This window comes from Oceanisphaera arctica, assembly GCF_002936955.1.
Taxonomy (GTDB): domain Bacteria; phylum Pseudomonadota; class Gammaproteobacteria; order Enterobacterales; family Aeromonadaceae; genus Oceanimonas; species Oceanimonas arctica.
Genome location: NZ_MPZM01000039.1, coordinates 1 through 21,295 on the forward strand (window position 1 = coordinate 1; position 21,295 = coordinate 21,295).

Below are 21,295 nucleotides of genomic sequence, written 5' to 3' on the forward strand. Positions count from 1 at the left end.
ACGGGCCTGCTCGGCCGCCTCGGCTTCTGCCGCCAGACGGGCCTGCTCGGCCGCCTCGGCTTCTGCCGCCTGAGCCTGCTGTTCCTCTAATACCTTTTCTACTTCTGCGGTGCCGGATTCAATTTCCGATTCAATCGCCGGCTGTTCCGCTGCTTGTTGTTCTTCTGCTACGTCCTGCTGATCTTTGTTTTTGCCAAAGCCCAGCCAGGAGAAAAAACCTTTTTTCGCCATCCTGCTATTACTCACTTGTGTCGGGGGAGATTAGGGCTGGCCGTGACTCGGCCCCTTCATTAGAATACTCACCCCTTATGGGTGCAAAACCGCCTTATACTAGCACTTTATTGAAAGACGGCGAAACGAGATGGCAAAAGCAAAACCGGCAAAAAACACCTCGGCGGGCGACGGACAAATCCGTCTGATCGGTGGCCAATGGCGCGGACGAAAATTGCCGGTGCTGAATAGCGAAGGACTCAGACCGACCACCGACAGAATAAAAGAAACCCTGTTCAACTGGCTGATGTTCGACATTCGTCACTGTCGTTGTCTCGATCTCTTTGCCGGCAGCGGCAGCCTGGGATTCGAGGCCCTGTCACGCGGCGCCACCGAGGTGGTGCTGGTAGAAAAAGATACCAAAGTGGCACAGCAGCTACAGCGTAATCTGGCCAGTCTGCCCGAGGCACCGGGCCAGGTTATCAATACCGATGCCCTTGGCTTCCTGCAAACGGCAGCCACACCGTTCGATCTGGTGTTTCTGGATCCGCCGTTTCACCGGGAATTACTGCCCAATGCCTGCCAGCTGCTGGAACAAGGCGGTTGGTTAAGCGAAGACGCAAAAATCTATATCGAGCGGGAACAGAATTCAGAACCCTTGCTGCTACCGCCGAACTGGCGGCTGCTGAAAGACAAGCAGGCAGGACAGGTCAATTATCAACTTTATCAAAGGGAACAAATGGTATGAAGGTACTAAATTTCGTGATGCGGCTGGTCATGCTGGTGTTCTGGGCCGGTATTATTTACGCGCTGCTCGGCCCCGACTTTCAGGAAGTCGGCTCCATGCCGCTGATCCTGGGTGCCGTGGTGCTGTTTATGCACCTGTTGCAGATGCTGATGCTCAAGCAGGTAGCCAACCTGCTGCACCCCACCCTGAAAGATTATCTGGCGGTGCTGGTGTTCGGCTCCTTCGCCATGCATCATCACAGGGCCCGCCTGAAAGAAATCACGGAACAAAAGCGCTAAGCTCAAGCCTTACTGCTCGGTGGTGTCGGCCTCGTGGCCGCACTGCCAGCAGGTTTCAAAGCTGCCGGCATTGTGCTCACCACAGCGCTGGCAATACCAGGCAGGACCGGCACCTCGCCGATAAGGCTCCAGAATGAGTTGCGCCTGCTCCAGATCCCGCGCCCGCACCAGCAGAGTCACTTCCACGGCATTGGCAGGTAATTCGCCCAGAGCGCCGGACAAGGCTTCGCCCTGCAGCTGCACCCTGATACCCGACACCTCCAGCGATCCCTTCAGGGTATGCGCCTCCAGGCTGTTGGCCGCTTGATAAACCGGAATCCACTCGCTCATGCTGTCCCTGTACCGGAATGGCAGATAGAAAAAGGGGGTGACATCGTGTCACCCCCTTTTGGGTTGTCGTATGGTTAATCCTTAAACCAAGTTGCTCCCTGCATTCCCTGACAAATTACCTTATCCTTAAGGTGTTCCTCTTCCCGATCCGTCGGGGTGTCCTGGTCATCCTGACCGCGAATCATCCTGAATCGCTCGACTATCTCCGTCCTGGAGGTGTCCTTGACCGCATCCTGCGGGGTTCCTTTCGCCGTTCCTGGCAGCCTGTCTTCCTGACCGACTTCCTTGCTCCTTGCACTACTAACTATAGATAACTTTGCCGAAGCCTCAAGACAGAAAAACAGAACAAGAGTTCAGCCCAAATCATGAAAATAACTCAACTAATTGATTTAAAGATAAATTATTGTTTTTACGTCGTTAACTCTGCACCTTAAAACGCCTTATCCCCCCCCCTCATTGAGAGATCTCTTACAAGCCTGCAAGCTAATATCGCAACCAAACAGCACAACACAAAACGGTGGTCCGAAAGGGTCTCGCGGCTTAGGATAAAACCGTCTGATATAAAGGAGTGATCTTGATGAAAACGTTACAGCTGCCATCGGCACTGGTGGACTCAAACTGGCTAGCCGAACACCTGCAGCACCCGGATTTGGTGGTGCTGGATGCCAGCTGGCACATGCCGGCCGCCAAGCGCTCGGGAGAACAGGAATGGCGCCAGCAGCGCATTCCCGGGGCGCGTTTCTTCGATTTCGACAGCAAAATCAAGGATCCGGACAGCCCGCTGCCCCATATGTTGCCGTCGGAAACCCAATTTTCACGGCAGGTATCGGAGCTGGGCCTGAGCAATCATCATCACATCGTGATTTACGACAGCAGTGGTATCTTTGCCGCGCCGCGGGCCTGGTGGATGTTCAGAGCCATGGGGCACGAGCGAGTCGCCGTGCTGGATGGCGGTCTGCCGGACTGGCTAAAGCAAGGATATCTGCTGGAAAGCGGGGAGCCTAACGACGTCGCGCCCGGTCATTTTGTCGCCCGCCGGCAAGCCGACTGGATAGCCAACGCATCTCAGGTACAGACTGCCCTGTCACAGCCTGATACCCGGGTGCTGGATGCCCGGAGTCTGGAGCGATTCAGCGGCCAGGCCGCCGATCCTCGCCCCGGCGTTCGCCCCGGTCATATGCCAGGCGCCCATTGTCTGCCCTTTGGTGACTTGCTGGAACAGGGCCGTTTTCTGCCCCAAGAACAACTGGTGCAGAAGCTGACGCCGCTGCTGGCTCCCGAACAACGTTTGATCTGCAGCTGCGGCTCTGGCGTCACCGCCGCCATTCTTGCCCTGGCGGCGAATCTGACCGGCCATCAGCACGTCGCGGTTTACGACGGTTCCTGGACGGAATGGGGTGGCAGCACCGACTTGCCGGTGGTCACCGACCATTAAAAATGCCCGCCTGATGGCGGGCATTCTCATTTTTATTACCGGTTTATTCGCGGTTTGCCTTATTCGGCGGTAGGCCGTGCGGCCACACCCATCTTCAGCGCCAACCAGATCACCAACACCAGGCTGATCATCACCGACAGGTAGTTGGTTCCCATTTCCGGAAATTGGGTACGCAGGAATGCCGAATAACCAAATACCCCGATCAGGAATGCGAGCAGGGTACAGAGGGGAGTATCACCCTCCATTGGGACGCTCAGGTATTCCTGGTACAGCATGTACGCGGCCAGTGCCAGCGCAATGAGGGGAAAAACGGAGAATGCCAGCTGGCTGACGCTCAGGGTTGCCAGGGTGGCATTACCGCAGAGGCCAACCAACAGCGCTAGCAAGATAGGTTTACGACGAATTTGTTTACTTCCTGACATGGTCATCCTTCCTAATGTAGGGCCTAGAGCCTCTTTGCTTTGTTGTATGCATCTGCGCCCTTGGCAATGATACGCAGCTGCAGTGTCATGCGTTCGGCCAAGACCGAGCGCTCTTTTTCGTTCATATCCAGCGCCTCGGCCCCAGCGCTAAACACGATGGTGACCATCGCCTGGGCCTGGGTTTCGGCGTAGCTTCGGCTAGTTTGTTGCTTCTCTTCCAGATAATCTGTGAGCTCGGCGGTAAAATGCTGAATTTCGCGAGCTACCGCCTGACGAAATGCGGCCGAAGTACCGGAACGCTCCCGCAGCAGCAACCGGAACACATCCGGACTACGCTCGATAAACTCCATGAAGGTTTTTACCGAAATCTGGATAACACTACCACCATCGGCAATGCGTTGACGAGCCTGACGCATCAATTGGCGCAGGGTCAGACCACCTTCATCCACCAGCGTCAGCCCCAGTTCTTCCATGTCCTTGAAGTGACGATAAAAAGAGGTGGGGGCCAGCCCCGCCTCCCGCGCCACCTCGCGCAGACTCAGACTGGAGAAGCTGCGTTCGGCGCTCAACTGGCGAAAAGCCGCATCAATAAGAGTACGTCGAGTCTTTTCTTTTTGTTCTGCGCGAATGCCCACGGCACACCAGGGTCCAACGTGTTAATAATGGGATCATACCCCTTTGTCACAACGCGGTCAGCTCCGACAGGTCAATTTATGATTGACGCTGGCCGCCATTAAAGACGAAAATAGTGTACAGCTGTTCGCTCAATGGATAACAAGATGCGTAAACCCCCACTGCTCTGGACCAACCTTCTGCTGTTTTCAGGCACCGGCCTGGCAACGATGTTGCTGGTCCCCTGGTATGGCCTGACCCAAGGCTTTGATGGCTGGCAATGGCTCACCATGCTCGCGCTGTTCAGTTACAGCTGCCTGTCGATAACCGCCGGTTATCACCGCCTATGGGCGCACAAGGCCTATGATGCCCACCCCCTGTTACAGTGGGTGTTCGCCTTGGGCGGCGCCCTGTCGCTACAGAATTCCGCCTACCACTGGTGTGCCGATCACCGTCGCCACCATCGCCATGTGGACGATCTGGACAAAGACCCCTATTCCGCCAGCCGCGGACTCTGGTTCTCGCACATGGGCTGGATGCTGCGCCACTACCACACTCCCGACGACAGTAACATTCCCGATCTCAAGCGCAACCGCATCCTGCAGTTTCAGCACAAGCATTATCTATCGCTGACCCTGATGATGAATATCGGTCTGCCGCTGTTGCTGGGCGTCTGGCACGGCGATATCTGGGGCATGCTGCTGATGGCCGGCGTGCTGCGCCTGTTCCTCGGCCACCATGTCACCTTCTTTATCAACTCTCTGGCCCACTACTGGGGTCGTCAGCCTTACACCGGCAAAAACTCGGCACGCGACAACGATCTGCTGGCGGTGCTGACCTTCGGCGAGGGTTATCACAACTTTCATCATCTGTTCGAGTTCGATTATAGAAATGGTATCCGCTGGTGGCATTACGACCCCACCAAGTGGCTGATCCGCACAATGAGCTGGGTGGGTCTGGCGTCCCGGCTGCGAACCTGCCCTCAGGAGCGGATCGAGCAGGCCCGGCTGGAACGCCGGCTGGAAGTAGCCCGCCAGAAGATACTGCGCCAGCAACAAAATGCCGATACCGAGCAGTGGCTGGCCCTGCTGCACAGCGAATACGATCGCTTGTTGCACCAGCTCAAGAGTTACTATCAGGTGCGCAAGAGTCTGCTGGAGCTCAAGAAAAAAGCGGCACGCTGCAAATACGAAGAGCTGCGCCTCAAGCTGAATTGCGATGAGCTAAAAGCCTCCTTCACCACACAGCGGCGTAACTGGCTCAAACTCACCACACAGTTTGCATAACGCCACAAGCTACACAACGACACTGGTTGCATGACCAAATAAGGCGGGACTTCCCGCCTTATTTTTTGCTGATAATACGAACAAGCTCACTGTTATCCCCTACCCTTGCCACTTCCCTTTGACAAAAACTCTGCAAAACACCATAGTCTTCGCCATTTTTATTCGACAGAAATTGTACGTTTAACTTTACAGTCAGCAGGAGCAGCAAGACGTGGAAAAAAGGGCGCAGTTCAGCAGCAAGCTGGGATTCGTGATGGCCGCCGCCGGTTCGGCCATCGGCGTGGGCAATATCTGGGGCTTCCCCACTCAGGCGGCGAGCAACGGCGGTGGTGCCTTTCTGCTGGTCTATCTACTGTTTATCTTCCTGCTCGGCTACCCCATGCTGGTGGCCGAAATCACCATCGGTCGTCACGGCCAGGCCAGTCCGTTCCGGGCGCTACGGACCCTGACCGCCAATCCGCTGGGCAAGGTCATCGCCGGCATGGTGGGGCTGGCGGCTGTGATCACCGTCAGCCTGATCTTCACCTTTTACGCCATCGTCTCCGGCTGGTTTGTCGCCTATGCTCTGGAGCCGCTGGCCAACCTGGCAGGGGCCAATGATGCCGCCGGCTGGCTGACCGGCTTTTCCACCTCCCGCAACCTGGTGTTCACCCTGCTGTTCGCCCTGCTTAGCCTCTATGTGGTCAGCCGGGGACTGGAACAGGGCATCGAAAAGTGGTCGACCCGACTTATGCCGCTGCTGCTGATCATGATGGTGCTGCTGACCGGCTACATGCTGTCGCAGCCGGGCGCAGACGAGGGTCTCAAGGCGTATCTGGTACCGGATTTCTCGCGGGTATTGAACGGGCAGGTACTGATCGGGGCTCTGGGGCAGAGCTTTTTCTCGCTGTCGCTGGGTGCGGCGGTGATGATGCTGTATGGCTCCTATCTGAGCCGCCAGACCAGCATTCCGGCCCTGGCCGCCCAGGTGACCCTGCTGGATACCGGGGTGGCCTTTCTGGCGGGTCTGATGATCCTGCCCGCCATGTACGTGGCCCAGCACAACGGTGTGCCCATTTTTGCCGAAGATGGCAGCCTGCTCAGTTCGGATACCCTGGTGTTCTCGGTATTACCGGCACTGTTTGAAACCATGGGGCAGGCCCAGTATCCGGTGGCCTTCGCCTTCTTCCTGCTGATGATAGTAGCGGCGCTGACCTCCGCCATCTCCATGCTGGAGGCGCCGGTGTCGCTGGCGATGGAGTCCACCGGCCTGTCGCGCATCAAGGCCACCTGGCTGATGACCACGCTCTGCACCCTGGTAAGCGTCATTATCGTGTTCAACTTCGGCGCCCTGTTCGGGCTGGTGATCACCCTCACCACCCAGTATGCCCAGCCGCTGGTAAGCCTGTGCATCACGCTGTATGCCGGCTGGGTCTGGCAGCGCAACAAGGTGCTGGCCGAGCTGAAGTCAGGCTGCCCCGAGCTGGAGCAGGGTCTATTCTGGAAGATCTGGCCCTGGTACGTGCGCTTCGTATGCCCGGTACTGGTATTGGTGGTGATTATTCAATCGATAGGTAACTAATACCAATCCCAGTAATGATCTGGTCATATTGAGGCCCCAGACCAGAGGCAACACAGCCGCCTCCCTCGACACGCCATAAACCCGTCCGTGGGGGCTCGGAAATGCCGTCCTTGGCATTTCACGGTCGTGGGAGCCGTTCTCTGCTGCCTCTTCTGGAACACCGAGTTGCCCGCAGACGGCGTCTACAGGAAACGCCGGAGCTTCAAGGAGGACAAAGGGATCTGCTCAGCCGACCATCCGCGCCACGGATGGCGCGGCTGAGCCTACAAGGATGTATTTACGGCGAGTCGGGGGAGCGGGCCCTTTAGCCGACTGTTGAAAATCGATTGTCGATGAATAACGTATTCGGATCAGTTAACCAGTCCGGCGCGGTCGCTGAAACCCGCCAATTTGGTACCGGATCCTTCACCGGCCAGCGCCAGCAGAAAGGCGTATTCCCGCGCCAGCTCATGATAAGACTCGAAGCGCCCGGACTTGCCACCGTGGCCGGCATCCATGTCGCAATGCAGCAGCAACAGGTTATCATCGGTCTTCATCTCACGAAGCTTGGCCACCCACTTGGCCGGCTCCCAGTACTGCACCTGGGAATCGTGCAAGCCGGTGGTCACCAGCATGTGCGGATAAGGCTGTACCTGCACCTGATCGTAAGGGCTGTAAGACTTCATGTAATGGTAATACTCGGGATCCGCCGGGTTACCCCATTCATCGTATTCGCCGGTGGTCAGCGGGATAGTGTCATCCAGCATGGTGGTCACCACGTCCACGAAGGGCACCGCCGCGACCACGCCCTTGAACAGCTTCGGTGCCATGTTGATGACCGAAGCCACCAGCAGACCCCCGGCGCTGCCGCCGGAAGCAAAGACCCGCTCCTTGTCGCCGTAACCCTGCCCTACCAGCTCGCGGGTCACATCGATAAAGTCGTGAAAGGTGTTCTCCTTGCTGAGCAGACGACCCTGATCATACCAGTCCCGCCCCAGCTCCTCGCCGCCGCGCACATGGGCGATGGCATAGACGAAGCCGCGATCGAGCAGGCTCAGGCGAGAGCTGCTGAAGTCCGGATCCATGCTGGCACCGTAAGAGCCATAGGCGTACACCAGCAGCGGGTTGCTACCATCGTTCTTGAACTTGTCGGCCCGGTACACCAACGACACCGGCACCTTGGCGCCGTCCCGCGCCGTGACCCACAGCCGTTCGCTGCGGTAGTCATCGGCATTGAACTGCTCGCCCACATATTGCTGCTTGAGTTCGCGTCGCTCCTGGGTGTCCATGTTCACTTCATAGATGGTCGACGGCCGGGTCATGGAAGAATAGCCGTAGCGCAACCAGGGGCTGTCGTCTTCGGCGTTCACCCCCAGCCAGGTCACATAGGCGGGATCATCGAAACGAATATCGTGCTCGCGGCCATCTTTGCGGTGGATCTGGCGCAGATGCACCAGCCCCTCGCTGCGCTCTTCCAGCACCAGCCAGTCACGGAACAGAGAAAAGCCTTCCAGCAGCACATCACCCCGGGCCGGGATCAGCGGCTGCCATTGCTCCATGGTGCCGTTTTCCGCCAGATAGAGGCCGAAGTTGACGCCATCCTTGTTGGAACGGACATAAAACTGGCCCTGATAGTGCTCGATGTCGTATTCGTGGCCACGCTTACGGGGCAGGAACACCTGCGCCTGTGCTGTGGGCTCGTTGGCGGAGACCAGGCTGATTTCGCTGGATACCGTATTCCAGGCGCCGATGACGATGTAGTCTTCGGAGCGGCTCTTGTAGATGCTGGTATAAAAACTGGGATCCTGCTCTTCATGCACCAGCACGTCTTCGCTCTGGGGCGTACCCAGGGTATGACGGTAAACCTGGTAGGGCAGCAGGGTATTTTCGTCCTGCTTGACGTAAAACAGGGTCTTGCCGTCGTTGGCCCACTCCAGATTGCCGGAGGTGTTTTCCAGCACTTCATCAAAGAGCTCGCCGCTTTGCAGCGACTTGAAACGGACCTGGTATTGACGACGGGACACAAAGTCTTCGGCGAAGGCCAGGGTCTGCTGATCGGGGCTGACCGCGACCTGCCCCAGGCCGTAATAGGCCTGTTCTTTGGCACGCTCGTTGCCGTCCAGCAGCAGTTCAATCTGTTCGGGCTGACCTTCGGGATGGCGTTCGATAATGCCGTATTCCTGACCCTTCTGATAACGGGTCTGGTAGCGGTAACCGTTTTTCAGATAGGGTACCGAGCTGTCGTCCTGACGAATGCGGGCGATCATCTCCTGATACAAGTCTTCCTGCAGTGAGTTCAGCGGCGTAAGCACCTGCTCACTGTACTGGTTTTCCTGCTCCAGATAGGAGAGCACCTGCGGATCGTCGCGCTCGTCATCTCGCATCCAGTGATAGTTGTCGATCCGGATGTCGTCGTGATTGTTCAGAACGTGGGGGATTTTATTGGCGACAGGAGGCTTTACTTCCACATCGGTACCTTTAGCGTAGGGTTTGGCACAAGCCACCCATGCTAACATCAAGCAAAGCTTAACCCTATTGCGCATACCACCACTCCTTCATCTTCGATCGTCCAAAAGTGGATAAATATTAACCAATTGAGGCGCGATTAGCCAAATTATTTACCAATAATACGAAGAAGAGCAGTATAAAAAACTCGTATGGAGCCTGAAGTACCGGGCTCTGCCATAAAAGTGACTACTTACGTCGCCAGCTGCCGTCGGCCAGCTGGATGTAATGCCCGCTGGCGGTACGCTCGACATTCAGCTGACCGGCACGACTCTGCACCACGGTCAGGCTGGTGCCGGTGCGCCGGGCGATATCCTGATAACTTTCCAGCCGTTTTCGATTGATGTCGCTGGCGATGGCATTCACCCCACCGCTCCCACGCACCACGCCCACCAGGCCATTCAGCTGCTCGCCGATCAGACCCTGCTGCTTGGCCTGCTGCAAGTCCAGCGCCCAGACCGACCAGCTCAGGCAGGCCGCCAATATCACTGCTAACCACCGCATAGAGACTCCCTAGAACAAGTCCTGTTCCTGTTCAAACAACTTTTCCAGCTCCCGATCGACCCGGATCCGGATTTCGTGATCCACCTTCACGTTCAGGTTGACCGTAATGGGCTTGTCCGGCACCACTACTTCCACCCGGGGCGTGCAGGCGCTCAGTAACAAGCTCTGTAACAACAGGCCAATCATGGCCGTACGTTTACGCATTTATTCGCTCTCCCCCTGTAGCCTGGCCGGCAATCGCTCACTCAACTCCTGGGCGAAGCGCAGACTGGCCAGCAACTGTAGCAGGTTTTCCTGGTGGCGATAATTGAAGTTGACCGGGTGCATTTTTCCCATCACCGGCGCCAGCCCCCGCAAGTGGCTATCGATGATAGTCTCGCCACTGGCCGCCATCGAAATATCCGCCTCCAGCCGTTGATAACGCAAGTCGCTGAGCAGCCCCAGGGTCAGCCCGAGCGACAGATTACTCTTGCCGGTGGCCAGCAATGACTCACCTGCCTGATAGGAAATCCAGCCATTATCACTATAGGCCTTGCCGGCGGTGACGCTGAAGCCCTGCTCGAACGAAAACGGCAGTCGCCCGTGCAGCCTGCCGTTACCGGTCAGCCCGCTGACACTGGCATAGCCCAGCACCTGTTCCAGCGAAATGTCGCTCAGGTGCACCTCGCCATAGGGCGTCGCGGTAAGCGCCATGGGCGCCAGCGCCAGGCGGCCGCCAAAGGCTTTGGCGGTCAGCCCGGAAAGCCAGGGCTTGCCTGCCCGCCAGTTCAGGGCGGCGTGAATATCGGTAATGGGCACCCCCACCTCGAACCGCTCCGCCGACAGGGCCTGGAGGCCGACACTACGCAGCCCTCGTTTGTCCCATCTCAACTTGAAACTGGCGGCCCACTTGCTCGGCACGCATGTCCCGGTAGCTCAGCCGCCCCTCTTCAAGCTCTGCCTCAAACGCTATCGGCCGCCCCGCATCGAGCAGGTTCGTCGCCTGCAGCGACAGCAGCAGCTTGCCCGCCTCGGGCGCCAGCCCCACCGGCAGGGCCAGCCAGCCGCCCAGCCATTGCCAAACCCCGGTCGCGGGCAGCGACTGAGGCGGCACCGTCAGCGCCAGCCCCCGGTCGTAATGCCAGTCGCCTTTCAGCTGCAGACCGCGATCCAGCTCCAGTGCCACAGCGCCCTGCCGTCGATCCGACCCCGCCCCGCTCAGCAGTAGCGCCGCGCCGGGTAATGCCTGCTGTTGCCAGCGCCCCTGCTGCCAGCTCAGACGCGCACGCCAGGGGCCTTCCAACATAACGTCCCCCACCGGCGTTAACTCCAGCCGATTGAGTTCCAGCTGTTTCCAGCGCAGTCGCGCCACCTTGAGTCGCGAGTCAGGCTGCAACTGCCAGCCGTGCTCCCCCTGCACGGCCGCCAGCTGCAATTGCCAGGCGCCCGTTAATGGCGCCGGCAGCTCGCCTTCGGCCAGCAGCCGCAATGGCTTTCCCGGTTGCCAGCCGCCATCGAGGGTCAGTGGATGATGTAGCGAGGGCGCAATCAAGGCACCCGGCAACTCCCCCTGCCAGCGCCAGCCATGCTGCTCCGGCCGCAACTCCATCCGCGCCTCTCCGGCATTCGTATGCCAGACAATCTCGAGATATTGTTCGTTATGGCGCAGCTCGGCGGCACCGGTAACCACCGCCTTGGGCAGATGCAGGGTCAGGCGGTCGACATGGAAGTCGATGGCCGGCAGCGTCAGCAGCAGCGACAAAGCGTCGCCTTCTCCCTCGGCGGTACCCCCGCCACTGCGAGAGCAACTCAGGTCCAGACTCAACCGCTCCAGTCGTCCTTCGATACGGCCTTCGTTCAGCGTCAGCGCCAAGCCTTCGGCCTGCTCTTTGGGACAGGCCGGCACCTGCGCCCGGGTCAGGGTCGCCTGCACATGCAGCCACTCCGGCAAGGGTAATGCCTGAGTCACCGCAGGCGACAGCAGCCCCATGCAGAGCAGCAGCCGTCGAACTATTTTCGCCTTCAAGCAGTTCAAGGGTCACCTTCATCAAATCGGCTTGCGCCGCGGCACACAAGCATTAAGCTGAACAAAACAGGGGGGTGATTCAATGGACAAGATCGTGTTCTGGGGCATTATCGCCATCGCCGCCATGGTGATCGGCCGGCGGCTCTATACCTACTTTTATAATAGCGGCCAGCCCCAACATAGCCTGGCGGTGATGGTGGCCAACAAACGCACCCGGGAATTCATGGGCCGGACCCGTAAAGAACAGACCGAAATGCCACCGCCGAGAGTGCAGTATTATGTGTCCTTCCGGCCGCTGGAAGGGGATGGTGAACGGGAGTTCCGGGTAACCCAGCACCTCTATGAGCAGCTCGAGCAGGAAAAAACCGGCACCCTGGTATTTCGGGGCCGCCGGTTTATCGCCTTCGAGCCGGACGAGACTATCCTGGATAACGACTGAAGACAGCGCTGTTGCCCTGGTTATCGAAGCTCAGCACCTCATAGGGTGAGCCGGGGATGTCCATACCCGGGGCGCTTTGCGGCATGCCGGGAATGGTCAGGCCGCGCACCGCCGGCTTTTGTTCCAGCAGTCGCTTCACATCCGCCGCCGGCACGTGCCCCTCGATAACATAGCCATCAACAAGCCCGGTGTGACAGGAAGCCAGTTCCGGTTTGACACCGGCCATCGCCTTCACCGGTGCCAGGTTATCGCGATTCACCACCTCCACCTCGAAGCCGGACTCTTCCATGTGCGTCACCCAATCTTCGCAGCAGCCACAGGTCTCCGATTTGTACACAGTGATCGACGCCGCCAGCACAGGCCCGGATAACAGGGCGCCCGCAAGACCATACAGCCATTTTTTCATCGTCGTTACCTCAATATCGTGAGTGTCTCTGCACAAGTTACACGGCCATGCTCGGCGCCGTATTGATCCTGCCCGGTATTCAGCGCAACGACAAAACGATATGCTGCTATCATTGCGCCATCTTATTGTCTTCTCTGGAGTTATTATGTCTTATCTGGCCGTTAAACACGCCCACATGATGTTTGCCCTGATCAGCATCACACTGTTCATGCTGCGCGCCTGGCTGGCCGTGCCTTCACCGGCACGCATCAACAACAAACTGCTTAAGATACTACCCCATGTCAACGATACCCTGCTGCTGGCACTGGGCGTCTGGCTGGCGGTACAGAGCCAGCAGATCCCCTTCGGCAACAGCCCCTGGCTCACCGCCAAGGTCATCGGCCTGGTGCTGTATATCGTGATTGGCACCATCGCCATCAAGCGCGGCAAGACCCGTGGCCAGCGCCTGGGTGCCGCCCTGGCCTCCATCGCCATCTTCGCCTACATCTACGGCGCCGCCGTCAGCAAATCTCCGCTGTCCTGGCTGGCGTTGTAACCATCCTGGCCGACAGTTCTCCCAGAAAGAGCTGACAGCTCGAAGACTGTCTCCTGGTCACAAATCAACGTGTGAAATAAAGAGGCAACAAGGTTGCCTCTTCCGACCATCACATGCCATGTGTGATACCAATGCCCATTAAACAAATGATCTATTTCATTTCTGTGTAAACGTCGGATAAAGGGCCCGCTCCGACGACACGCTTCGAGCACCTCCCTGTGACGCTCATCACATGACGTCCGACCGCCATGGAAGGCGGGAGTGCCAGCATTGCAGGAGCTTTTGTTGGCCCTGTCATGTGATGGTCGGCGGAGCAGATCCCTTTGTCCTCCCTGATGCACCGGTGTTGCCTGTTAGCGCGTCTACAGAGAACTCGATGCTCGAGAAGAGGCAACAGAGAACGGCTCCCACGACCGTGAAATGCCATGGCCGGAAAATGCTCCTGCCGTTCCGGCATTCCCGCCCTCCCTGGCGGTCAGACGGCATTTCCGAGCCCCCATGGGGCCAGCTTGCTCGCCATAACGAGTTGTTTCAACCTGACCGAACATCCAGTGAATGTTCGCAGCAGGCTGAAATACGAGTGGCAAGACTAAATGGCGTGTCGTGGGTGGCGGCTGTGTTGCCTCTGGCGCTCCGACCCAGTATCTGATTGGCATGAGCTTACATGGAAGTACTTGTAGCGTGTCGGTAGAGGCAGCCCTGTTGTCTTTTGCTGCCATTAACCAAAACTCAGTATTCCACCACCGGAAAGACCGGAAACTCCCCTGGCTGCAACCAGTTCCAGCCCTCTTCCTGATACAAGGCATTGGCCGAACGCGGGTCCAGCATCAGGGCTGCCAGCGGCGCCAACGGCTGGCTCATCGGCACCAACAAGTCTCCCCGCTGCAAGGTCACAGCTTCCCGATTTACCATCACCTCCGGCTGCACCTTCTCCCTTACCCCCGGCTGCGCCTCGGGTTGCTTTCGCACTTCTGTTATCTCCAGCCTGTCGGCCAGCAGCTCACGGGGTTCAAGGATCGTTTCGAAGGCAATATGATGAGACGCCAGCCAGCGCGCCACCCGTTCCCGTTCCCGGGTCACCGCATAGGCTGCCGCCATCGTCACCGGTTCCCGAGTGACGATGGCATCCCGATTGCGAAAACGGTGCAGCTCTTGATGACCATCGGCAAAGTGCACCAGCGGCAGCGTTATTTCTGGCTGATCCCGATTGACGTCAAAGCTCATCCCCATCCACAGGGTTCGGCCGGCGGCGCCGGCCGATTGCCACTGCTGTCGGGCTCGGCGCGATACCGTCAGCAGAGGCTCGGCTTCATCCGCCACCAACTGCAGCATCGCCAGCATACTCAGATGCTGCTTGCGTACCCGTTCGGCAATATTGCGCGGCGTGGCATAGGTACCGCCTTTGTTGTCGAGCCGATTTTCCACCAGAATGGACACCCGCCCCTGCATGGCCGCGTAGTTGCGCAGGTTGGTGATGCCCAGACCACCGCGGGATACCGCCTGATCGAGGCTGGTGATTTCGCCCCGATAGCGCACCGCCGCCAATCCGGCCTCCGACACCCGCGCTATCAGCTCTGGCAGTAGTTTACTTTCTGTATAATCACGCAAGGGGCCGTCGATATTGGGGTTGTTGCCCACATCAAACTGGGCCTCCACATCGGTCATCCAACCCAGCTCCCGGGTCAGCACCCGTTTCCAGATGCCGGACTCGTGGGCATCGAACACCACATCCGGATCGAAGCGATGCAGCGCCTCGACCAGCAAGCGGGTTTCACCGGCCTGCAGGGCCACGTAGTCGATATTGGTGTTGTCGTCATTGGCATTGTGCCGCCTTCTCAGATCGCGCCCGTCGGGATTGGCCATGGCCACCAGCACCAAATTGAGTCGATGCAATAACTCCGGATGCTCGCCGGCTACCAGCTCCCGCGCCAGCCGCTGCAAGGCCTCTGCGCCGGAGGGCTCGTTACCGTGCTGCGAGCCAAACATCATCACCGTCGGCTTGTCTGGCTCACCGACAAAATCCCGCAGAAACGGTGGCGACTCCGACAGCAGCAGCGCCTGTATCGGTCGACCACCGGCCGACGTGCCCAGCGCCACCAGCCGCGCCCGGGGCGACAGGGTATCGAGTGTCGTCAGATAGTCGCCAATGGTCCGGCTGTCGGGTAATGACTGCTTTTTTTCAAGTTCAAAGGGAGTTGGTGGTATGGGTTGCCCCCAGACCAGGCTGCTGCACAGCAGAAGAAAAACCACTGAAGCTCTCATAACAACCCCACAAAGATGTTTTTAATTCAATTACTTATATACACAGGTACAGAGAAAGGCAACGAGTATCCAGCGTCAGGATCAGACCATGAATTGCCGTTTGTAGACAAATGGCGACAGTCTCCCACAAAAAGGTTGCGACAGAACTTGTCACACACTGCGCCTAGGATAGAATCATACCAAGCAAGAGGGCATCACCATGAGTAAGAAGCTATTAAGACAATTGACCCTGGCGCGCTGTGTTCCCTACCGTCCGTACAAGCTGACCGCACGCCAGCTGCAAGAAAAACTGGAAGAAGAAGGCATTCAGGTCAGCCTGCGCACCGTACAGCGGGATCTGGAAGAAATGTCCGGAATGGGACTATTCGATCTCACCTCGGATGATCGCAGCAAGCCTCATGGCTGGTGCTTTGAACGCAATGGTTTGAATGACTTCGCCAACTTCATGCCGCTCAGCCTGGCCATGGCGCTGAAAACCTGGAACGATCAGGCCGCCGATCTACTGCCGGCCAGCGTGCTGAGCGAATTGAACCCGATTATCGACAAGGCCACCCAGGTCATCAAAGACAGCCAGAGCGAGCTGGCCGGTCGCTGGATGGAAAACGTGGTGCGCCTGCCCAAACCGTTCGCCGGCAGCCCGGATATTCGCCGCGCCACCACCATCCGCGACGCCCTGTGGCGCGGCCGTAAGTTCAGCGCCGAAATCAAGCGGGTGATCAAGGGCCGTACCGTCTGGCTGCGTTACGAACAGGTGAATCCGCTCGGCATCGTCAGCCGTAAAGACAGCACCATGCTGTTGTGCACAGTGTCGGACATGGATCCCAAGATTTACGGTATTCCCTTCGAACACATCAAGGATGTGGAGCTGACCAGCCGCCCGGTGACACAGCCGCGTGAATTCAGCGTCAACAAGCTGATCCGCGAGAAGGGGTACCATGAAGAAGCGGATACCATTCATTTTGTCGGCCGGATCACCAACCCGAATCGAGCCATTATGGAAGACGCCATTCCGGGCAATAACCCCAGGTTGACCCGTTACGACAAGCAGAGCATGATGGTGGAAACCGACGTCAAGGATTCGCCCGAATTTCGCCGCTGGTTGACCGATATGGCGGGTAAAGTCGAGATACTGGCGCCAGAGTCATTAAAAAATAGCTAAGCTATTTATTACTATCACCTTATTTGCGGAGGGCTGACTGATTCAGCCCTTTTGTTTTTTCACGGAGTACCGGATGCGCGACCTCTATTTTGAACCGGCCGAACCGGATTGTGATGCGATTAATATCTGCGTCATCGGCGTCGGCGGTTGCGGTGGCAACACCGTTAACCTGCTGGCCGACGGCGCCCTGCCCGAGCACGTTCATATCGTTGCCATGAATACCGATGCCAAGGCGCTGCAACAGAGCCGGGTCAACACCCTGCAACTGGGCAAGATACTGACCCGGGGCTTGGGCGCCGGTGCCCAGGCCGAGATTGGCCGGCAGGCCGCAGAAGAGAGCCTGAACGAGATCCGCGCCCAGTTGAATGGCGCGGATTTGTGCTTTATTACCGCCGGCATGGGCGGTGGCACCGGTACCGGCGCCGCGCCCATCGTCGCCAGGGTGGCACGTGAGCTGGGTGTCATGACGGTGGCTATCGTCACCCGTCCATTCGGCTTCGAAGGCAAGCAACGCGCCAAAGCCGCCGACGAAGGGCTGAAGGCACTGGCCGAACACACCGATGCCTTGCTGGTGCTGCCCAACGATTACCTGCTCAAGGTACTGGGCGCCAAAACGCCCCTGCTGCAAGCCTTTACCGAAAGCAGCAAGGTCATTCAGAACGCGGTCAAGGGCCTGGCGGACATCATAGGTCAGACCGGCCTTATCAATATCGACTTTGCCGATGTGCGCACCATCATGAGCCAGCAGGGCAAGGCGGTCATGGGCATCGGCCTCGGCAAGGGAGAAAACAAGGTGGCAGACGCCACCCTGCAGGCGCTGAATAATCCGCTGCTCGAGAAGGTAGAGCTCGAGCGCGCTCGGGGTGTGCTGCTCAACGTGGTGGCCTCGATGGACATCGGCCTCGACGATTTCCAGAAAATCGGTGACCAGGTAGCCGAGTGCGTGGGCGAATACGCCACCGTGGTGTCTGGCATCAGCCTGGATCCCAATCTGGTCGACAGCATACAGGTGACCATGATTGCCACTGGTATCCAGCCCCAGCAGGAAACCATAGCGCCGTCTCAGCCTCAGCAACAGGCTCCCCTCAGCCAGCCGGAGTCGACGCCGGAAGGGCTCGATATTCCCGCCTTTCTGCGCCAGCGACAGAAATAACGAAAAAGGCCGGTGCATTGCACCGGCCTTTTTACTTCCCGATTTTCACTTCTGTTTTCAATACAGAGATTCCATTTTTACCTTAGCCAAATACGTTCAGACACCAGGTAATAGCGGGAATGGCCACTATGTCGATCAGCACGGCCCCGCACAAAGGCGCCACGATAAAGGCCTTGTGCGAAAACACCTTGTAGCGCTCACAGACCGCGCCCATGTTGGCCACCGCATTGGGCGTCGCCCCCAGACCGTGTCCGACAAAGCCGGCACACAGCACCGCCGCATCGTAATTGCCTCCCATCAACCGGAACATCAGGAAGACCGCCAGCAAGATGATGGCCAGGGTCTGCACCGCCAGGATGATCAGCAGTGACCAGCCCAGATCCGCCAGCTGCCACAGTTGCAGCGACATCATCGCCATGGTCAGGAAGATCCCCAGACAAAAGTCGCTGACCACATTGATGGCGTTGTCGGGCAGCGTCAGCAGGGCAAACTTCTCGTTCAGGTTACGCAGCACTATAGCGATAAACATGGCGCCGACATAAGACGGCAGAATGATGTCGAAGTCCGCGCGCAAATGACCGCTCAGCCACAGACCGGCAATCATGGTGCACAGCACCACCGCCAGAATCTTCAGCAACAGGGTACCGGTAATGGTGGCCGGCACCGGTCGTTCCGAGGCCTGCAGCGCCTTCAGATCATGTACCTGTTCCGCATGAATATCGACCTTGTGACGAGTAATCAGCAGTCGAGCCACAGGGGCACCCAGCAGACCACCGGCCACCATACCGAAGGTAGCCGCGGCAAGGGCCGCGGTAGTGGCACCGGTCACACCCAGCGCTTCTGCCTCGGGACCGAAGGCCGCGGCGGCACCGAAGCCCCCTTCCAGAGAAACGGCACCGGCCATCAGGCCGAGCAGAGGGTGCTCGCCCAGCAGGGAGGCAATGCCGATCCCCAGGCCATTCTGCAGCAATGCCAACAGCCAGCAGGCGACCAGATAAATGCCCAGCACCTTGCCGCCTTTTTTCAGCAAGGCCAGGCTGCCACCCAGACCGACGGTGGCAAAGAACGCAATCATCAAGGGGGTTTGCAAGGCCGTATCGAACTTGAATTCAACCCCTCCCCAGCTACGGGCGGCCCACACCACCAGGGCGAAACCAAAGCCACCGATCACCGGGGCCGGCACGCACAACTGGTGGAGCAGACCCACCTTGCGCTGCAACACCAGACCCAGCATCAGCAGCAAGGCCGCCAGGGCCGTGGTGTTCATCACATCGAGAGTAATGAGGTTCATTCTATTTCCCTATATCTACAACTAATTACAATATCGGCCCAGGCCAGGGCCGACAAACGGGGTTAGCCGGCAAGCCGGGCCAACAGGCGCGCGGCCACACGGGCCGTGCTTGAGTGCCGATCCCGAGCCGGGTTCAGCTCGGCGATATCGGCCATTCTCATCTTGTTGCTGGACTTGATGCGCTCCAGCGCATACTCCAGCAGCCCCAGATCCATGCCTCGTCCTGCCGGAGCGCTGACGCCCGGCGCCAGACTGGCCGGCAATACATCCAGGCAGACGGTGACATACAGCAGGTCGACCTCGTTAATGGCCTGATCCAGGGCCGAATTCAGCGGCTGAAGATCCCAGCCGTTCAGTTCTTCATCCAGCACGATGCGGGTATTCAGCTGGCTGGCACGCTCGAACAGCGCGTCGGTATTGTGGTAACGACTGACGCCGATACAGGTGTAATGAAACGGCAGTCCGCGTGCTTCGCACAGGGTGGCACACTGGTTGAAGGGAGTGCCGGAGCTGGCGCGGGCCGAACGACGCAAATCCAGATGGGCGTCGAAGTTGATGATGCCGATACGCGGAGTCTCTTGCTGGCGGCACTGGTGCTCCACCAGACCGCTGAAGCTGGCATAGCCAATCTCGTGACCGCCACCCAGGCCTATCACCCGGTGCCCGGCGTCCATGAAGGCCGCCACCTTGTCGGCATACAGCGTTTGAGCCGCTTCCAGCTCGTCCCCATGACAATGCACATCGCCACCGTCGTAGAGAGGCGTATCCAGATGCCAGGCCAGGTTAGCGGTGGCGGCCCGCAGCGCTTGCGGTCCGGCGGCGGCGCCCACCTGACCCTGATTGCGGAGCACACCGGCATCACAACAAAAGCCCAGCAATACCAGACCGGCAGGCTGCTCACCTTCTGCAGCCTGTACCTGCTGGTGCCAGCGGCGGGCCAGATCACCTTCTTCGTGATCTACTCGTCCCTGCCACAGAGACATGTCGGCGGCGCTATATGCGGTTTGTTTCATTACGACTCCTCACAAAATTGACTAATAGCTCATGGCGCCCAGACGCGCGGCGGCGTCGCAGACCCAGCGAATCCACTGGCTCTGGGTGCCCCCGACCCGATCCGCAGGCGCCATCAGACTGATGGCGCCAAGCAAATGTTCCCGGCTGCCCAGTACCGGCGCGCTGACGCCCCAGACTCCCTTGTCGATTTCGCCTTGTGACACTGCATAACCCTGCTCCCGCACCTGCACCAGCGCCTGAATCATCAGGGTGCGCTCTGCCGGCGGCAGTTCCGCCAGTATCTGCTCGCGCAACGTCTCGTCCATAAATGCCAGCAAGGCCCTCGCACTGGCGCCGTGACGCAGCGGTTGGGAGTAGCCTTTCTGGTAGCAGCAACGCAGGGCCTGAGAGCTGTCGATCATCTCGACACAGAGCGCCCGGTTGCCGGAAATCATCATCAGGGCTGCGCTTTCTCCGGACCGTTCCGCCAACTCGGCCAGCAAGGGCCTGGCCCAGGTCAGCACGCTGTTCTGATGCTCGAAACCGGCCGCCAGCTGTATCGCCATGGGACCGGGAGCATATCTGCCGCTTTGGCGCTCCTGCACCAGTGACCAGCGGCCCAGCACCGCCAGATAACGATAGGTGCTGGACAATGGCAGGCCGGTAAGCTCGGCGAGCTCACGGGCGGTAATGGCACCAGGGGCCGTTACCAGAGCGGACAGCAGCGTAAACACCTTGTCCTGAGAGCTGATTTTGATGGTCATGAACCTCTCCTCGCGGCGCACATTGCCTGATAAATCGACGCTGTAAACTTTGATTCTCAAAATACGGGAATTAAATGTAAATATAGTGCTATTTTTCTAAATAAATGCGGCACAAATAACCATGATTTAACATTTACACCCGATAATATGCAGCCAGACAAGGGATCGTCATCGTCATGACTTCAGACACAAACGGCGCCCAATACGTCGTGATCACGAAGGAAAAAAAGAGGTGAGGAAGGAGTCGAGAGGGAAAAACGCAGGCAAGAAAAAGGGCAAGCCAATCGGCTTGCCCGTCATGAAGAATACCAGTTGATTATCCGGGTCACCAACCCGGATGACTGAACTTCGAAAGCAATCTAGGGTCTCGAGTAGTATTAAATCCCTAAGCCCCCTAAAAACCCAGCATTGATTAACC

General features: G+C 58.3%; 22 protein-coding genes and 1 pseudogene. 9 read left to right on the forward strand and 14 right to left on the reverse strand.

Annotation, left to right across the window (positions count from 1 at the left end; all coding sequences use genetic code 11):
• Window positions 1-231: pseudogene (locus UN63_RS13600) on the reverse strand (signal recognition particle-docking protein FtsY); the annotation flags it as partial.
• Window positions 232-361: 130 nt separating this feature from the next.
• On the opposite strand from UN63_RS13600, the gene rsmD reads away from it, so the two are divergent.
• Window positions 362-958 (forward strand): 16S rRNA (guanine(966)-N(2))-methyltransferase RsmD, encoded by a 597-nt coding sequence (gene rsmD, locus UN63_RS13605; RefSeq protein WP_104487457.1) that lies wholly within the window; start codon window positions 362-364, stop codon window positions 956-958.
• On the forward strand, window positions 955-1,236 hold the full coding sequence (locus UN63_RS13610) for a DUF1145 domain-containing protein (protein WP_104487459.1): 282 nt from the start codon (window positions 955-957) through the stop codon (window positions 1,234-1,236). The genes rsmD and UN63_RS13610 overlap by 4 nt, the downstream gene beginning before the upstream one ends.
• Before the next feature lie 9 nt (window positions 1,237-1,245).
• Here UN63_RS13610 and UN63_RS13615 read toward each other — a convergent pair whose 3' ends face one another.
• A complete protein-coding gene (locus tag UN63_RS13615) occupies window positions 1,246-1,566 on the reverse strand; it encodes a putative signal transducing protein (RefSeq protein WP_104487461.1) in 321 nt (106 codons plus the stop codon).
• Window positions 1,567-2,143: 577 nt separating this feature from the next.
• On the opposite strand from UN63_RS13615, the gene sseA reads away from it, so the two are divergent.
• Entirely contained in the window at window positions 2,144-3,001 is an 858-nt protein-coding gene (gene sseA, locus UN63_RS13620; RefSeq protein ID WP_104487464.1) for a 3-mercaptopyruvate sulfurtransferase, read from the forward strand.
• Window positions 3,002-3,060: 59 nt separating this feature from the next.
• Here sseA and UN63_RS13625 read toward each other — a convergent pair whose 3' ends face one another.
• On the reverse strand, window positions 3,061-3,423 hold the full coding sequence (locus UN63_RS13625; RefSeq protein WP_104487466.1) for a YijD family membrane protein: 363 nt from the start codon (window positions 3,421-3,423) through the stop codon (window positions 3,061-3,063).
• 23 nt (window positions 3,424-3,446) lie between these two features.
• Window positions 3,447-4,058 carry an HTH-type transcriptional repressor FabR gene (gene fabR, locus UN63_RS13630; protein WP_104487469.1) on the reverse strand — a complete coding sequence of 204 codons (612 nt, stop codon included), beginning with the start codon at window positions 4,056-4,058 and terminating at the stop codon, window positions 3,447-3,449.
• Window positions 4,059-4,202: 144 nt separating this feature from the next.
• Between fabR and UN63_RS13635 the strand changes: the two genes are divergently transcribed.
• The gene (locus tag UN63_RS13635) at window positions 4,203-5,321 is read left to right on the forward strand and encodes an acyl-CoA desaturase (RefSeq protein WP_104487471.1); all 1,119 of its coding nucleotides are present in this window, start codon (window positions 4,203-4,205) and stop codon (window positions 5,319-5,321) included.
• A 211-nt stretch (window positions 5,322-5,532) separates the two neighbouring features.
• On the forward strand, window positions 5,533-6,882 hold the full coding sequence (locus UN63_RS13640; protein WP_104487474.1) for a sodium-dependent transporter: 1,350 nt from the start codon (window positions 5,533-5,535) through the stop codon (window positions 6,880-6,882).
• A gap of 350 nt (window positions 6,883-7,232) precedes the next feature.
• On the opposite strand, the gene UN63_RS13645 is transcribed toward UN63_RS13640, so the two are convergent.
• The 5 genes from UN63_RS13645 to UN63_RS13665 form a co-directional block, all read right to left on the reverse strand.
• Window positions 7,233-9,377 (reverse strand): S9 family peptidase, encoded by a 2,145-nt coding sequence (locus tag UN63_RS13645; RefSeq protein WP_104487477.1) that lies wholly within the window; start codon window positions 9,375-9,377, stop codon window positions 7,233-7,235.
• Between the two features lie 178 nt (window positions 9,378-9,555).
• Window positions 9,556-9,870, reverse strand: coding sequence for a YdbL family probable chaperone protein (locus tag UN63_RS13650; protein ID WP_229793593.1), 315 nt, complete (start codon window positions 9,868-9,870; stop codon window positions 9,556-9,558).
• A gap of 9 nt (window positions 9,871-9,879) precedes the next feature.
• Window positions 9,880-10,074, reverse strand: a complete 195-nt coding sequence (locus UN63_RS13655) for a YnbE family lipoprotein (RefSeq protein WP_104487480.1) — start codon at window positions 10,072-10,074, stop codon at window positions 9,880-9,882.
• Window positions 10,075-10,740 carry an intermembrane phospholipid transport protein YdbH family protein gene (locus UN63_RS13660; protein WP_181068251.1) on the reverse strand — a complete coding sequence of 222 codons (666 nt, stop codon included), beginning with the start codon at window positions 10,738-10,740 and terminating at the stop codon, window positions 10,075-10,077.
• Window positions 10,712-11,884, reverse strand: a complete 1,173-nt coding sequence (locus UN63_RS13665) for a hypothetical protein (RefSeq protein WP_146084752.1) — start codon at window positions 11,882-11,884, stop codon at window positions 10,712-10,714. The genes UN63_RS13660 and UN63_RS13665 overlap by 29 nt, the downstream gene beginning before the upstream one ends.
• Before the next feature lie 73 nt (window positions 11,885-11,957).
• Between UN63_RS13665 and UN63_RS13670 the strand changes: the two genes are divergently transcribed.
• The gene (locus tag UN63_RS13670) at window positions 11,958-12,314 is read left to right on the forward strand and encodes a DUF2500 domain-containing protein (protein WP_104487488.1); all 357 of its coding nucleotides are present in this window, start codon (window positions 11,958-11,960) and stop codon (window positions 12,312-12,314) included.
• Here UN63_RS13670 and UN63_RS13675 read toward each other — a convergent pair.
• The gene (locus UN63_RS13675; RefSeq protein ID WP_104487490.1) at window positions 12,295-12,720 is read right to left on the reverse strand and encodes a DUF411 domain-containing protein; all 426 of its coding nucleotides are present in this window, start codon (window positions 12,718-12,720) and stop codon (window positions 12,295-12,297) included. The genes UN63_RS13670 and UN63_RS13675 overlap by 20 nt on opposite strands.
• A gap of 145 nt (window positions 12,721-12,865) precedes the next feature.
• Here UN63_RS13675 and UN63_RS13680 point away from each other — a divergent pair, with 145 nt between their 5' ends.
• The gene (locus tag UN63_RS13680) at window positions 12,866-13,255 is read left to right on the forward strand and encodes a SirB2 family protein (RefSeq protein WP_104487492.1); all 390 of its coding nucleotides are present in this window, start codon (window positions 12,866-12,868) and stop codon (window positions 13,253-13,255) included.
• 729 nt (window positions 13,256-13,984) lie between these two features.
• Here UN63_RS13680 and UN63_RS13685 read toward each other — a convergent pair.
• Window positions 13,985-15,505, reverse strand: coding sequence for a M14 family zinc carboxypeptidase (locus UN63_RS13685; RefSeq protein WP_229793591.1), 1,521 nt, complete (start codon window positions 15,503-15,505; stop codon window positions 13,985-13,987).
• Between the two features lie 211 nt (window positions 15,506-15,716).
• Here UN63_RS13685 and UN63_RS13690 point away from each other — a divergent pair, with 211 nt between their 5' ends.
• Window positions 15,717-16,676, forward strand: coding sequence for a helix-turn-helix transcriptional regulator (locus UN63_RS13690; RefSeq protein WP_104487496.1), 960 nt, complete (start codon window positions 15,717-15,719; stop codon window positions 16,674-16,676).
• 73 nt (window positions 16,677-16,749) lie between these two features.
• Window positions 16,750-17,829: a cell division protein FtsZ gene (ftsZ, locus tag UN63_RS13695; protein ID WP_104487498.1), complete on the forward strand. Its 1,080-nt coding sequence runs from the start codon at window positions 16,750-16,752 to the stop codon at window positions 17,827-17,829.
• An 82-nt stretch (window positions 17,830-17,911) separates the two neighbouring features.
• On the opposite strand, the gene gltS is transcribed toward ftsZ, so the two are convergent.
• The 3 genes from gltS to UN63_RS13710 form a co-directional block, all read right to left on the reverse strand.
• The gene (gltS, locus tag UN63_RS13700) at window positions 17,912-19,120 is read right to left on the reverse strand and encodes a sodium/glutamate symporter (RefSeq protein ID WP_104487500.1); all 1,209 of its coding nucleotides are present in this window, start codon (window positions 19,118-19,120) and stop codon (window positions 17,912-17,914) included.
• 62 nt (window positions 19,121-19,182) lie between these two features.
• The gene (gene hutG, locus UN63_RS13705; RefSeq protein ID WP_104487503.1) at window positions 19,183-20,133 is read right to left on the reverse strand and encodes a formimidoylglutamase; all 951 of its coding nucleotides are present in this window, start codon (window positions 20,131-20,133) and stop codon (window positions 19,183-19,185) included.
• A gap of 21 nt (window positions 20,134-20,154) precedes the next feature.
• Complete coding sequence (locus UN63_RS13710; protein ID WP_104487505.1) at window positions 20,155-20,877, reverse strand: IclR family transcriptional regulator; 723 nt, start codon at window positions 20,875-20,877, stop codon at window positions 20,155-20,157.
• Window positions 20,878-21,295 lie beyond the last annotated feature (418 nt).

What these genes read in the sequence shown, in the direction of transcription:
- UN63_RS13635 (WP_104487471.1), top strand. Translation starts at nt 4,203, where the DNA reads ATGCGTAAACCCCCACTGCTCTGGACCAACCTTCTGCTGTTTTCAGGC.
- UN63_RS13710 (WP_104487505.1), bottom strand. Translation starts at nt 20,877, where the DNA reads ATGACCATCAAAATCAGCTCTCAGGACAAGGTGTTTACGCTGCTGTCC.
- UN63_RS13670 (WP_104487488.1), top strand. Translation starts at nt 11,958, where the DNA reads ATGGACAAGATCGTGTTCTGGGGCATTATCGCCATCGCCGCCATGGTG.
- UN63_RS13675 (WP_104487490.1), bottom strand. Translation starts at nt 12,720, where the DNA reads ATGAAAAAATGGCTGTATGGTCTTGCGGGCGCCCTGTTATCCGGGCCT.
- UN63_RS13650 (WP_229793593.1), bottom strand. Translation starts at nt 9,870, where the DNA reads ATGCGGTGGTTAGCAGTGATATTGGCGGCCTGCCTGAGCTGGTCGGTC.
- ftsZ (WP_104487498.1), top strand. Translation starts at nt 16,750, where the DNA reads ATGCGCGACCTCTATTTTGAACCGGCCGAACCGGATTGTGATGCGATT.
- sseA (WP_104487464.1), top strand. Translation starts at nt 2,144, where the DNA reads ATGAAAACGTTACAGCTGCCATCGGCACTGGTGGACTCAAACTGGCTA.
- UN63_RS13690 (WP_104487496.1), top strand. Translation starts at nt 15,717, where the DNA reads ATGAGTAAGAAGCTATTAAGACAATTGACCCTGGCGCGCTGTGTTCCC.
- UN63_RS13610 (WP_104487459.1), top strand. Translation starts at nt 955, where the DNA reads ATGAAGGTACTAAATTTCGTGATGCGGCTGGTCATGCTGGTGTTCTGG.
- UN63_RS13625 (WP_104487466.1), bottom strand. Translation starts at nt 3,423, where the DNA reads ATGTCAGGAAGTAAACAAATTCGTCGTAAACCTATCTTGCTAGCGCTG.
- rsmD (WP_104487457.1), top strand. Translation starts at nt 362, where the DNA reads ATGGCAAAAGCAAAACCGGCAAAAAACACCTCGGCGGGCGACGGACAA.
- gltS (WP_104487500.1), bottom strand. Translation starts at nt 19,120, where the DNA reads ATGAACCTCATTACTCTCGATGTGATGAACACCACGGCCCTGGCGGCC.
- UN63_RS13645 (WP_104487477.1), bottom strand. Translation starts at nt 9,377, where the DNA reads ATGTTAGCATGGGTGGCTTGTGCCAAACCCTACGCTAAAGGTACCGAT.
- UN63_RS13615 (WP_104487461.1), bottom strand. Translation starts at nt 1,566, where the DNA reads ATGAGCGAGTGGATTCCGGTTTATCAAGCGGCCAACAGCCTGGAGGCG.
- hutG (WP_104487503.1), bottom strand. Translation starts at nt 20,133, where the DNA reads ATGAAACAAACCGCATATAGCGCCGCCGACATGTCTCTGTGGCAGGGA.
- UN63_RS13680 (WP_104487492.1), top strand. Translation starts at nt 12,866, where the DNA reads ATGTCTTATCTGGCCGTTAAACACGCCCACATGATGTTTGCCCTGATC.
- UN63_RS13655 (WP_104487480.1), bottom strand. Translation starts at nt 10,074, where the DNA reads ATGCGTAAACGTACGGCCATGATTGGCCTGTTGTTACAGAGCTTGTTA.